Source organism: Catenulispora rubra (genome assembly GCF_015356825.1).
Classification (GTDB): Bacteria; Actinomycetota; Actinomycetes; order Streptomycetales; family Catenulisporaceae; genus Catenulispora; species Catenulispora rubra.
In genome coordinates, this window is record NZ_JAACYW010000342.1 from 1 (window position 1) to 11,680 (window position 11,680).

Here is an 11,680-nt window from a genome sequence, read left to right on the forward strand (position 1 = left end):
GCTCAGCGCCCCGCTGTTCACCCCGTTCACGATCGCCGCGGCCGCCGCGTCGCCCTGCGCCGGGTCGCCCGAGGAGCACAGCAGCAGGTCCATGCCCGCCTCGGCCGCCGACAGCGCGCGGTTCGCGGCGCTGCCGTAGGCCTGGAGCGCGCCGGCTTCCAGGGCGTCGGTGATCGTCACGCCCTTGAACCCGACGCGGCCGCGCAGCTCCTGCTGCACGATCGTCGAGGACATGCCGGCCGGGTGGTTCGCGTCCAGGTTCGTGTACACGGCCCAGGACAGCATCACCAGCTTCACGCCGTTCTGCACCGCCGCCGCGTACGGCAGCTCGTCGATGGTGCGCAGGTTGTCCAGCGACACCGTCAGCGTCACCGGGCGCTCGTCGGTGTTCGCGCCGTTCGGCGCCGAGCCCAGGCCCGGGAAGTGCTTCGCGGTGGCTGCCACGCCGCTGTTCTGCTGCGCGGTCAGGAACGCCGAGGCCAGCTGGGAGACCGAGTTCGGGTTCTCGCCGAAGGAGCGCTGGGCGGCGTCGATGAAGTCGCCGGGGGTGCGCGAGACGTCCAGTACCGGCGCCAGGTTCAGGTTCATCCCGACGCCCGACATGTTCTGCGCCGCCTCGGTGCCCGCGGTGGTCGCGGCGCCGACCGGGTTCGAGCTCTGGCCGACCTGCTTGGCCGAGATGTACGGCTGCCCCGGCAGCCGCTTGACGATGCCGCCCTCCTGGTCCGTCATCAGCAGCAGCGGCAGGTGCACCGGGCTGGCCGCCTGCGCCTGGCGCAGCTCGCTGATGACGCCGGTGATCTGCGACTCGCTGGAGATGTTGCCGCCGAAGAAGATGACGCCGCCCACGTCGCCCTGCCGGATCAGGGTCAGCAGGTGCTGCGGCGGCGTCAGGCCCTGGTAGGAGTAGATGACCCGCTGCCCGGCCTGCTGCTGGAGCGTCAGGTTGCCCGACGCGGCCGAGGAGCTGGACGGCGTCGTCGGCGGCGCGGAGGACGACGAGCTCGACGACGAGGACGACGAGGACGAGGAAGAAGACGAAGACGACGAACTACTCGGCGTGGAACTCGAAGACGACGTCGAAGAAGGCGTCGACGACGAAGAACTCGAACTCCCGTTCGCCGCCGACTTCGACCCGCCGCTGGAGCACGCCCCGCTCAGCAGCCCCACCGCCGCCACCAGCGTCACCGCCGCCACGCCGCCGGTCCTCTTGCGCCGTCCGCTCCGCATCCCAGCTTCAGCCATGGACTCCACCTTGGCCAATGCCGCCCCGAGATGCCAGCCGACTGGGCTGTTTCGGTGCGTCGCGGCATTCACGACTGCCGAATCAGCCCAGCGGAGGAACAGCCGCCCAAGAGCCCCCGACGTCCCTCGCCGACCGCCCCTAAGAAGCCTTCACAGCCTGCCGACTCGGCGCCGGCATCAGCTCCACCGCCCGGATCCGCTGTGCCCGCTGCGGCGAGGCCGGAGCCAGGATCACCTCGTCCGCGACGGTCTGCTTCGCCAGCCGCTCCAGGTACTCCGCGGCCTGCTCCGGCGTCCCGGCGGCGGTGACCCGCATCATGCCCCGCACGTGCTCCCCGGCCGGCGTGGCCAGCAGCTGGTCCAGCTCAGCGTCGCTGAGCTCGGCGTCCGCGCGCAGCAGGAACCGCTTGGCCCGCCACCGCAGCGCGGCCTGGTACTGGACCTCGGCCTCCTCCTCGGTGTCGGCCGCGATCAGGTTCGCCGCCACGATCAGGTACGGCTCCGGGTTCCCCGGGCTCGGCCGGTACTCCGCGCGGTAGATCTCGGTGGCCGTGGCCAGCGCGTCCGGCGCGAAGTGCGAGGCGAACGCGTACGGCAGCCCCAGCGCGGCGGCCAGCTGCGCCCCGAACAGCGATGAGCCCAGGATGTACAGCGGCACGTTCGACCCGTCGCCCGGCGTGGCCCGAACCCCGGGGATCCGCGTTTCGCCGGTCAGGAAGCCCTGCAGCTCCAGCACGTCCTGCGGGAAGGCGTCCGCCGACTCCCCGTTCCGCCGCAGCGCCCGCATCGTGGCCTGGTCCGAGCCCGGCGCGCGCCCCAGCCCCAGGTCGATCCGGCCCGGGTGCAGCGCCGCGAGGGTCCCGAACTGCTCGGCGATGACCAGCGGCGAGTGGTTCGGCAGCATCACGCCGCCAGCCCCCAGCCGGATGTGCCCGGTGTTCGCCGCGACGTGCGCGATCAGCACGCTGGTGGCCGCGGAGGCGATGGCCGGCATGTTGTGGTGCTCGGCGTACCAGACGCGCTCGTAGCCCCCGCGCTCGGCGGCCAGCGCCAGCGGCACCGCGCCGTGCAGGGCCTCGCCCGGATGCTCGCCCGGGGCGACCGCGGCGACGTCGAGCAACGAATACTTCATGGAACCCTCGTCTCCCGGAGCACGCGGGCACGCGGTAGCGCGCGGCGCTCCGTGCGGTCAGCGTCGGTGCGATCTTGCATCCATCCGCTGACGGTCAACGCCCCCTGCTGAAGGGGCATTCCCCGCCGCGCTCAACAGCGGCTACGCCGTCGCCAGATCCGCGTGGAACTTCTTCGTCACCTCCGGATGCGCCCGCAGGTACCCCTTCAGCTCGTTGCGCCCGAACTCCGCGTACAGCGGGTTCGACGGGTCGTCGTCGGCCCCGGGCGCGTGGTGCGCGTGCGGGAACTCCAGCGGCTCGATGTGCGCGTCCAGCCGCGGGTTGTAGAAGAAAGGCACCGAGAACCGCTCCCGCGCCCCGGCCGGGCTCACGACGCGGTGGCTCGTCGCCTTCAGATACCCGTCGGTGGCCACCTCCAGCAGCTCCCCGAGGTTCACCACGAACGCCCCCGGCATCGGCGGCACGTCCAGGAACGATCCGTCCGGCCGCGCCACCTGGAGCCCGCCGACCGAGTCCTGCAGCAGCAGCGTGATGAAGCCGTAGTCCTTGTGCGTGCCGACGCCCTGAGCGGTGCCGTCCGGCGCGGTACCGGGATAGCGCACCAGCTTCAGCCGCAGGTGCGGATGCCCGGCGAAGGCGTCGTCATAGAAGTCCGGCCGCGCGCCGATCGAGGCCAGCAGCTCGTGCAGCAGCCGCTGCGAGACTGCGCTGAGCTTGTCGATCCACCCCAGCGTCGCCGTCCGCAATTGGGGCAGCGCGGCCGGCCACTGGTTGGGACCCTGTAACCACCAGTACGCCGGCTCCCCGGCCCCCGGCACGCGCGGCGGCAGCTCCAGCCCGATGTCCATCTGGTCACGCCAGTCCCGGGCACCCGCGGTCTGCTCGTCGCCGGTGCTCGTGTAGCCGCGGAAATGCGGCGAGTTGAGGTTGCTGACCGCCAGCCGGTCGGCCTTCGGCAGCGCGAAGAACGAACGCATCGCGTCACCCAGTGCGGTGGTCTCGGTCTCGGTGACGCCGTGCCCGACGAGCTGGAAGAAGCCGACGTCGGTGGCCGCCGTTCGCAGCGCTTGGTGCAGCCTGCCCCGCTCCTCGGCGGACCCGCCGGCCAGCGACAGGTCGATCACCGGCAGTTGCTGCGTCACCTCTCCACGGTAATACGCTCCACCTGCACCGGCATGATCTGGCATACTCCGTTCCAGCGCCTCCCGGTGCGTAGGAAACGGATACTTCGTAACTATAACGTCCCTAAGGTAGGGCAGTATCGGACGATTTCGGTCGTCTGATCAGGCCTGAGAGCTTCGGCTCGTGCTAACCAGGCGAAAGCCCAGGAGCGGAATCCGTCGCCGACCGTTCCTTCGGGAACATGATCTCGGGTGGCGCGTTTTTGCGTGCTGAGGCGCCTCACGCCCCCACGTACCGCGCCAGATGCTGCCCGGTCAGCGTGGACTTCTTCTTCACCAGCTCCGCAGGCGTCCCCTCGAACACGATCCGGCCGCCGTCGTGCCCGGCCCCCGGCCCCAGGTCCACGATCCAGTCCGCGTGCGCCATCACCGCCTGGTGGTGCTCGACGACGATCACCGACTTCCCGGCCTCCACCAACCGGTCCAGCAGCCCCAGCAGCTGCTCCACATCGGCCAGGTGCAGCCCCGAGGTCGGCTCGTCGAGCACGTACACGCCGCCGTCGTCGGCCATCGCCGTGGCCAGCTTCAGCCGCTGGCGCTCGCCGCCGGACAGCGTGGTCAGCGGCTGGCCCAGGCTCAGGTAGCCCAGGCCGACGTCGGACAGCCGCGCCAACACCTTGTGTGCGGCCGGCAGCTTCGCCCCGCCGTCGGCGAAGAACGCCTCGGCCTCGTCCACCGACATCGCCAGCACCTCGGCGATATCGCGGCCGCCGAAGTGGTACTTCAGCACCTCGGCCTGGTAGCGCTTGCCCTCGCACTCCTCGCAGACCGTCGCGACCCCGGCCATCATCGCCAGGTCGGTGTAGACGACCCCGGCGCCGTTGCACGTCGGGCAGGCGCCCTCGGAGTTGGCGCTGAACAGCGCCGGCTTCACATTGTTGGCCTTGGCGAACGCCTTGCGGATCGGCTCCAGCAGCCCGGTGTACGTGGCCGGATTGCTGCGCCGCGAACCGCGGATCGGGCTCTGGTCGATGGACACGACGCCGTCCCGCTTGGGCATCGAGCTGTGGATCAGCGAGCTCTTGCCGGAGCCGGCGACCCCGGTGACGACCACCAGCACGCCGAGCGGGATGTCGACGTCCACGTCCTGCAGGTTGTTGGCCGAGGCCCCGCGGATCTCCAGCGCGCCCTCGGCCTCGCGCGTCTGCTTCTTCAGCGCGGCCCGGTCGTCCAGGTGCCGTCCGGTGACGGTGTCGCTGCCCCGCAGCCCCTCGATCGTGCCCTCGAAGCACACCGCGCCGCCGCCGGACCCGGCGCCCGGCCCGAGGTCGACCACGTGGTCGGCGATCGCGATCATCTCCGGCTTGTGCTCCACGACCAGGACCGTGTTGCCCTTGTCGCGCAGCCGCAGCAGCAGTTCGTTCATCCGCTGGATGTCGTGCGGGTGCAGGCCGACCGTGGGCTCGTCGAAGACGTAGGTGACGTCGGTCAGCGACGAGCCGAGGTGCCGGATCATCTTCACCCGCTGCGCCTCCCCGCCGGACAGCGTGCCGGAGGACCGCGACAGGGACAGGTAGCCCAGCCCGATCTCGACGAACGAGTCAAGGGTCTGCGACAACGCCTCCAACAGCGGGGCGACCGACGGCTCGCTCAGCTTCCGCACCCACTCGGCCAGGTCGCTGATCTGCATCTCGCAGGCGTCCGCGATGCTGATCCCCTCGATCTTCGAGGACCGCGCGCCGGCCGACAGCCGCGTCCCGTCGCAGTCCGGGCAGGTGGTGAACGTGACCGCCCGGTCCACGAACGCCCGGATGTGCGGCTGCAGCGACTCCCGCTCCTTGGACAGCATCGACTTCTGGATGCGCGGGATCAGACCCTCGTAGGTCATGTTGATGCCCGCGATCTTCATCCGCGTCGGCTCCCGGTGCAGGAAGTCGTGCAGCTCCTTCTTGGTGAACTTCTTGACCGGCTTGTCCGGGTCGAAGAAGCCCGACTCGGCGTACAGCCGCGAGCTCCAGCCGCCGCCGGAGTAGCCGGGCACGGTGATCGCGCCGTCGTTGATCGACCTGTCCTCGTCATAGAGCTCGGCCAGGTCGATGTCGCTGACCGTGCCGCGGCCCTCGCAGCGCGGGCACATGCCGCCGACGATGCTGAAGCTGCGGCGCTCCTTGACGGTCTGGCCGCCCTTCTCCATCGTGACGGCGCCCGCGCCGCTGATCGAGGCGGTGTTGAAGGAGAACGCCTTCGCCGAGCCGATGTGCGGCTTGCCCAGGCGGCTGAACAGGATCCGCAGCATCGCGTTGGCGTCGGTCGCGGTGCCGACCGTGGAGCGCGGGTCGCCGCCCATGCGCTGCTGGTCGACGATGATCGCGGTGGTCAGCCCGTCGAGGACGTCCACCTCCGGCCGCGCCTGCGTGGGCATGAAGCCCTGGACGAACGCGCTGTAGGTCTCGTTGATCAGGCGCTGGGACTCCGCGGCGATGGTGCCGAAGACGAGCGAGCTCTTGCCGGAGCCGGAGACGCCGGTGAAGACGGTCAGCCGGCGCTTGGGCAGCTCGATGCTGACGTCTTTGAGGTTGTTCACGCGCGCGCCGTGGACGCGGATGAGGTCGTGGCTGTCGGCGGCGTGCATGCTGCGTCTCCTCGTTTCGGCCGATCTGTGAGCTTCTGTGAGCTTCTGCGAGCTACTTCTGCTGCTGGATCCGGATCAGGTTCCCGGCCGGGTCCCGGAACGCGCAGTCCCGCACCCCGTACGGCTGGTCCGTGGGCTCCTGCACGACCTCCGCGTCGTGCCCCTGCATGCGGTCGAACGTGCCGTCCACATCGCTGGTGGCCAGCAGGACCACAGCGTACGTGCCCTTGGCCATCATCTCGGCCACAGTCTGCCGCTCCGCCGCGGTCACCCCCGGGTCCCCGCTCGGCGGGTAGAGCACGATCGACGTCCCCGGCTGCCCGGCCGGCCCGACGGTGATCCAGCGCAGGCCGTTGAAGCCGACGTCGTTGCGCACCTCGAAGCCCAGGACGTCCCGGTAGAAGGCCAGCGACTCGTCGGGATCGGTGTGCGGCAGAAAGCTCGCGTGAATGGTGAGGTCCATGGCCTTCACCCTAGGTGAGCGCCCCGACCCGGGCTTCTCGAATCCTGACCGGTCGGCTGACCCGCGTGGCCACGCATGACGGCAGCCCCGCCGTCGCGAAGGCGGCGGCCCGCTTGTACTCGCTCGGCGGCATCCCGAGCAGTTCCGCGAACCGGGTGCTGAAGGTCCCCAACGACGAGCACCCGACGGCGAAGCACACCTCGGTGACCGTCATGTCGCCGCGCCGCAGCATCGCCATGGCCCGCTCGATGCGGCGCGTCATGAGGTAGGAGTACGGCGACTCGCCGTAGGCCGCCTTGAACTCGCGGCTCAGGTGCCCCGCCGACATGTGCACCCCGCGCGCCAGCGCCTCGACGTTCAGCGGCTGCGCGTACTCGCGGTCGATGCGGTCGCGCACGCGGCGCAGGCGCGCGAGGTCGGCGAGGCGCTGGTCGGGCGTCGCGGGCGCGGCCATGGGTCCGATGGTAGGGGAGCGGGCTGACAAGTGCCGCTTCACCTGGACGGACGGCATTCCCGCCGCACGCCCCGCAGCGCGGGTAGCTTCCTGTCATGACCACAGCGATCCGCAGCCAGGTGATCCCCGTCTCCGACCTCGAAGCCGCCAAGGCGCTGTACACCGCGCTGTTCGGCGTCCCGCACACCGACACGCCCTACTACGTCGGCTACAACGTCGACGGCTTCGAGGTGGCGCTGGCGCCGGGGAACGTCCAGGGCGGTCCCGTGGCCTACATCGACGTGGACGACCTGGACGGCACGCGGGAGACGCTGCTCTCGGCCGGCGCCACCGAGCGGGACGCGCCGCAGCAGGTGGCTCCGGAGGCGCGGGTGTGCGTGCTGCTCGACAAGGACGGCAACACGATCGGGCTGCGCGGCAAGTAGGCCGACAAGCAGGCCGATAAGTAGGTCCGATGCGCGTGGCGGCGGCGCCCTCCCGGGAGTTCCGGGCGGGCGCCGCCGCCGTTGCTCACACGGCGATGTTCACGAACGTGACGGTCACGGTGTAACTCCGCGCGGTCGGGCTCGTCGGCTCCGGCACGAACGTCATCACCCCGGAACCGCCGCACGGCACCAGCCACGTCGTGGGGATCGCGGCCGGCGCGTAGTACGCGCTGAACACGATGCTCTGGTTGGCCGCCGACGGTGAGGTGAAGCCGGCGAGGATCTCCCGGCCCTGGCTACCGGTGTACCCGACCGGGGTGACCGGCGGCAGGATGCTGCGCACCTCCGCGGTCTGGCCCGCGATCGGATGCCCGACCGAGGTCGAGCTGACCGGGCCGGGGCACACGACGGTCACGACCGCGTCCGCGGTCTTGCCGTTGACCAGCCCGACGAAGAACGTGTTCGGCGTGATGACGACGGGGTCCTGCGCGGTCGCGGCGGTGGCGGTCAGGGCCGGCACGAGGGCCGCGCCGAGCGCGACGACGGCGGCCGCGGCAAAGCGGCGGGTCGTGGGGGAGTGGGACATGTGGGCCTCCTGAATCAGTGCGCTGAAACGGTGGGGGGCGGTTCGGCGAGAAGGCAGGACGCAAACTAGGGCGGGCCACGGGACGCGTCAACGTCAACTGGCTGGTGAGCGCGGGAGTGTCGGTGTCCAGCCACGGGGTCGTGCGGATGTCGTGCGGGGGATGAACCCCGGTCGGCCGGCAGGCGGGGCGGAAGTGGCGAGCCTTCCGATCAACGCACTGACACCGCCGCGTGCCTAGGCTTTCTCCATGCACCTCGGATTCGCGCCGCACCGCCTGTGGCCCACCGCCGCCGCCGACCTCGCCGACGTCCTGGACACCGCCCGCCTGATCGAGAACCTCGGCTTCGACCACGTCATCGCCGGCCACCACCTGCTCGCCGGCGACCTCGGCCTGTCCCCGGACCCGCTGGTCCTGCTGTCCGCCGTCGCCGGCGCCACCTCCCGCGTCCGCGTCGCCAGCAGCATCCTGATCGCCTCGCTCTACGACCCGCTCGTCGCCGCGCACCAGGCCGCGACCCTGGACGCGCTCAGCGACGGCCGCTTCGTCCTGGGCGTCGGCACCGGCTGGGACCGCGCCGAGTTCGCAGCCGTCGGCGCCCCCTTCGAAGAGCGCGGCAAGCGCACCGACGCCAGCCTGGCCGCCATGCGAGCCCTGTGGCGCGGCGAATCAGAACACTCCCTCGGCATGCCGCCCCGCACCCCCGACGGCCCGCCGGTCTGGATCGGCGGCGCCAGCGACGCCGCCCTCCGCAGAGCCCTGCGATTCGGCGCGGCCTGGCACGGCTCCGGCGACCCGGAAACCGTCGCCGCCACCGGCACCCGCATCGCCGAACTCGCCGAGAGCACCGACCGCGACCCGGCCACCCTCGCCCTGACGACCGTCGCCATGCTGCTACCGCCCGGCTTCGAGTTGTCGGGCAAGTCCCCGGGACGCCTCCTCGGCGGCGACCAGCCGAGCCGCGAGAGCATCGTCGACGAACTCGGCCGGCTGTCCGAGGCCGGAGTCGGTTCCTGCTCGCTGTGGGCGCCGGTGGACGCCGCGGCGCTGCCGGACGTGCTGGCGTGGGCCGCTGAGATCGCGGCGGATATCAACTGAGCGACCCTCAACAACCCTCAACGACCAGGCCGTTCGGCCGTGTGGCGAACGTCACCACCCGATCGGCCCCCAGGTGTACGAAACGGTTTCGTTTCGCGGCGGAACCGTGCTACTGTACGAAACGGTTTCGTACACCAAGCTTGAGAACGTCTAGCCGAAAGGAGCGGCCATGGAAGCCGGGCCCAAGCTCGACCCCGAGCGTGAGCAGGCCATCCTCGGCGCGACCCTCGACCTGCTGGCCGAGTGCGGCTACGAGGCGCTGCGGCTGGACGCCGTCGCGTCCCGGGCCAAGGCCAGCAAGGCGACCCTCTACCGGCACTGGCCCGGCAAAGCCGAGCTGGTCGTGGACGCCATCCAGTGCTACGAGCAGGCCGACCTGGCCAAGGACGCCGACACCGGCACGCTGCGCGGCGATATCCTGGCCACGCTCACCGGGATCCGCGACCTCATGGCCGGGGACCTCGGGCAGCTCATGGCCGGGCTGATGGCGGCCCTGCAGAAGGATCCGGAACTGGCCGCCGCTGTGCGCTCCTCGATGGTCGAGGACAAGCAGCAGGTCACCCAGCGGATGCTGGACCGGGCGATCGCCCGCGGCGAGTTGCCGGCCGACACCGTCCCCACCGTCTTCCCCGAAGTCGCCCCAGCGGTCTTGTTCATGCGGATCTTCGTCAACGGCGAGCCCGTCGACGACGAGTACCTGACCCACCTGACCGACGACATCCTCATTCCACTGATGGCCCGAAGCCGCTAGGCGAGCCGGACCAGCCTGTTCTGTCAAAGACTCGCGCGACTCGAGGGGGCCGCGCGTCGATCGAGTGCTGCCCGAAACGGCCGCCCGTCGAAAGCGAGAAGAAGCGCATGTCAACCACCACCGAAAACCTGTCGCCAACCGGCGCGGGCGCCGGCACCGAGGCGGAGAGCCCGGCGCTGAACCCGCGCCGCTGGGCGGCCCTGGTCGTGATCGCGATCGCCCAGCTGATGATCGTGCTGGACGCGACCATCGTGAACATCGCGCTGCCGACGATGCAGCGCTCCCTGCACATATCCGACGTCAACAAGCAGTGGGTCATCACCGCCTACGCGCTGGCCTTCGGCTCCATGCTGCTGCTCGGCGGCCGGGTCGCCGACTACACCGGCCGCAAGCGGGCCTTCGTCATCGGACTGCTCGGGTTCGCCGCGGCCTCCGCGGTCGGCGGGGCGGCCACCAACGCGGCCATGCTCTTCAGCGCCCGCGCGGCGCAGGGCGTGTTCGGCGCGCTGATGGCCCCGGCGGCCCTTTCGCTGCTGACCGTCACGTTCACCGAGGAGAAGGAGCGCGCCCGCGCGTTCGGCGTCTACGGCGCCATCGCCGGCGGCGGCACCGCCATCGGCCTGATCATGGGCGGCGTGCTCACCCAGTACGCCTCGTGGCGCTGGACGCTGCTGGTGAACGTGCCGATCGCGGCCATCGCCGCGTTCATGGCCGCCCGCGTGCTGACCGAGAGCAAGGCCCACGGCAACACCAAGTACGACATCCCCGGCGCGCTGAGCTCGGCCGTCGGCCTGGCCGCCCTGGTCTACGGCTTCAACAAGGCCAACACCGACGGCTGGGGCTCGACCACCACCCTGAGCCTGCTGGGCGTCGGCGTGGCGCTGCTGATCGGCTTCGTGCTGTGGGAGCTGCGCACGTCGCACCCGCTGCTGCCGATGCGCGTCATCCTGGACCGCAACCGCGGCGGCTCGTTCCTCAGTTCGCTGCTGATGGGTGTGGGCATGTTCGGGGTCTTCATCTTCCTGACCTACTACATGCAGCAGATCCTCGGGTACTCGGCGCTGAAGTCCGGCTTCGCGTTCCTGCCGTTCACCTTCGGCGTGGTCGCCGGCGCCGGCGTGGCCACCCGGTTCCTGCCGCAGATCGGCCCGCGGCTGCTGATGAGCGTCGGCTTCGGCCTGGCCACCGTCGGCATGGTGCTGTTCACCTTCATCGGCGTGGACACCTCCTACGCCACCCACGTGGTGCCGGCCGAGCTGGTCATGTCCTTCGGCATCGGTCTGTTCTTCGTGCCGCTGTCCTCGACCTCGCTGATCGGCGTCGCCGACCACGACGCCGGTGTGGCCTCGGCGCTGGTGAACACCACGCAGCAGATCGGCGGCGCGCTGGGCACGGCGATGCTGGTGACGTTCGCGACCACCGCGACGACGAACTACTTCACCTCGCACGCCTCGCCGACCGCGAACGCGGCCTCGCTCGCCGCGCACGCCGCGGTCCACGGCTACGTGACCGCGTTCATCTGGAGCGCCGCGATCCTCGGTGTGGCCACCCTGGTGGTCGCCACCCTGGTCAAGGCGCGCAAGGACGACCTGCCGACCGGCGGGGCCGTCCACATGGGCTGATTTCCGGCTAAGCTGGAGAGCTGCGGGCGCGAGCCCGGGGCATGAAGCCCAAGGCCTGAGGAGGCCATCGGACGGCCCGGGTACGGCGGGAGGTTTCCCGCCGACCCGGGCCTCTGGCATGTCCGGGGCGTGGTTGGAGGCATGGTCGGGGG

At 70.8% G+C, this 11,680-nt stretch carries 11 protein-coding genes; 4 read left to right on the plus strand and 7 right to left on the minus strand.

All coding sequences use genetic code 11. The features are described 5' to 3' along the window. The 6 genes from GWK61_RS47585 to GWK61_RS47610 form a co-directional block, all read right to left on the minus strand. Positions 1-1,245 (minus strand): glycoside hydrolase family 3 N-terminal domain-containing protein (locus GWK61_RS47585; protein ID WP_194919830.1); only part of this gene is annotated, 1,245 nt, incomplete at its 3' end. A gap of 139 nt (positions 1,246-1,384) precedes the next feature. Continuing rightward, positions 1,385-2,377 carry an LLM class flavin-dependent oxidoreductase gene (locus GWK61_RS47590; RefSeq protein WP_194919831.1) on the minus strand — a complete coding sequence of 331 codons (993 nt, stop codon included), beginning with the start codon at positions 2,375-2,377 and terminating at the stop codon, positions 1,385-1,387. Between the two features lie 141 nt (positions 2,378-2,518). Further along, complete coding sequence (locus GWK61_RS47595) at positions 2,519-3,565, minus strand: isopenicillin N synthase family dioxygenase (RefSeq protein ID WP_194919833.1); 1,047 nt, start codon at positions 3,563-3,565, stop codon at positions 2,519-2,521. Between the two features lie 214 nt (positions 3,566-3,779). After that, positions 3,780-6,131 (minus strand): ATP-binding cassette domain-containing protein, encoded by a 2,352-nt coding sequence (locus tag GWK61_RS47600; RefSeq protein WP_194919835.1) that lies wholly within the window; start codon positions 6,129-6,131, stop codon positions 3,780-3,782. A gap of 52 nt (positions 6,132-6,183) precedes the next feature. Further along, positions 6,184-6,594: a VOC family protein gene (locus GWK61_RS47605; protein ID WP_194919837.1), complete on the minus strand. Its 411-nt coding sequence runs from the start codon at positions 6,592-6,594 to the stop codon at positions 6,184-6,186. A gap of 10 nt (positions 6,595-6,604) precedes the next feature. Beyond that, positions 6,605-7,048: a helix-turn-helix transcriptional regulator gene (locus GWK61_RS47610; RefSeq protein WP_194919839.1), complete on the minus strand. Its 444-nt coding sequence runs from the start codon at positions 7,046-7,048 to the stop codon at positions 6,605-6,607. Between the two features lie 95 nt (positions 7,049-7,143). On the opposite strand from GWK61_RS47610, the gene GWK61_RS47615 reads away from it, so the two are divergent. After that, complete coding sequence (locus GWK61_RS47615; protein ID WP_194919841.1) at positions 7,144-7,473, plus strand: VOC family protein; 330 nt, start codon at positions 7,144-7,146, stop codon at positions 7,471-7,473. A gap of 85 nt (positions 7,474-7,558) precedes the next feature. On the opposite strand, the gene GWK61_RS47620 is transcribed toward GWK61_RS47615, so the two are convergent. Beyond that, positions 7,559-8,059, minus strand: a complete 501-nt coding sequence (locus GWK61_RS47620) for a hypothetical protein (RefSeq protein WP_194919843.1) — start codon at positions 8,057-8,059, stop codon at positions 7,559-7,561. A 247-nt stretch (positions 8,060-8,306) separates the two neighbouring features. Between GWK61_RS47620 and GWK61_RS47625 the strand changes: the two genes are divergently transcribed. The 3 genes from GWK61_RS47625 (at position 8,307) to GWK61_RS47635 (ending at position 11,528) form a co-directional block, all read left to right on the plus strand. After that, the gene (locus tag GWK61_RS47625; RefSeq protein WP_194919846.1) at positions 8,307-9,155 is read left to right on the plus strand and encodes an LLM class flavin-dependent oxidoreductase; all 849 of its coding nucleotides are present in this window, start codon (positions 8,307-8,309) and stop codon (positions 9,153-9,155) included. A gap of 169 nt (positions 9,156-9,324) precedes the next feature. Continuing rightward, complete coding sequence (locus GWK61_RS47630; protein ID WP_194919848.1) at positions 9,325-9,906, plus strand: TetR/AcrR family transcriptional regulator; 582 nt, start codon at positions 9,325-9,327, stop codon at positions 9,904-9,906. Positions 9,907-10,013: 107 nt separating this feature from the next. Next, positions 10,014-11,528, plus strand: coding sequence for an MFS transporter (locus tag GWK61_RS47635; protein WP_194919850.1), 1,515 nt, complete (start codon positions 10,014-10,016; stop codon positions 11,526-11,528). The last annotated feature ends 152 nt before the right edge of the window (positions 11,529-11,680 follow it).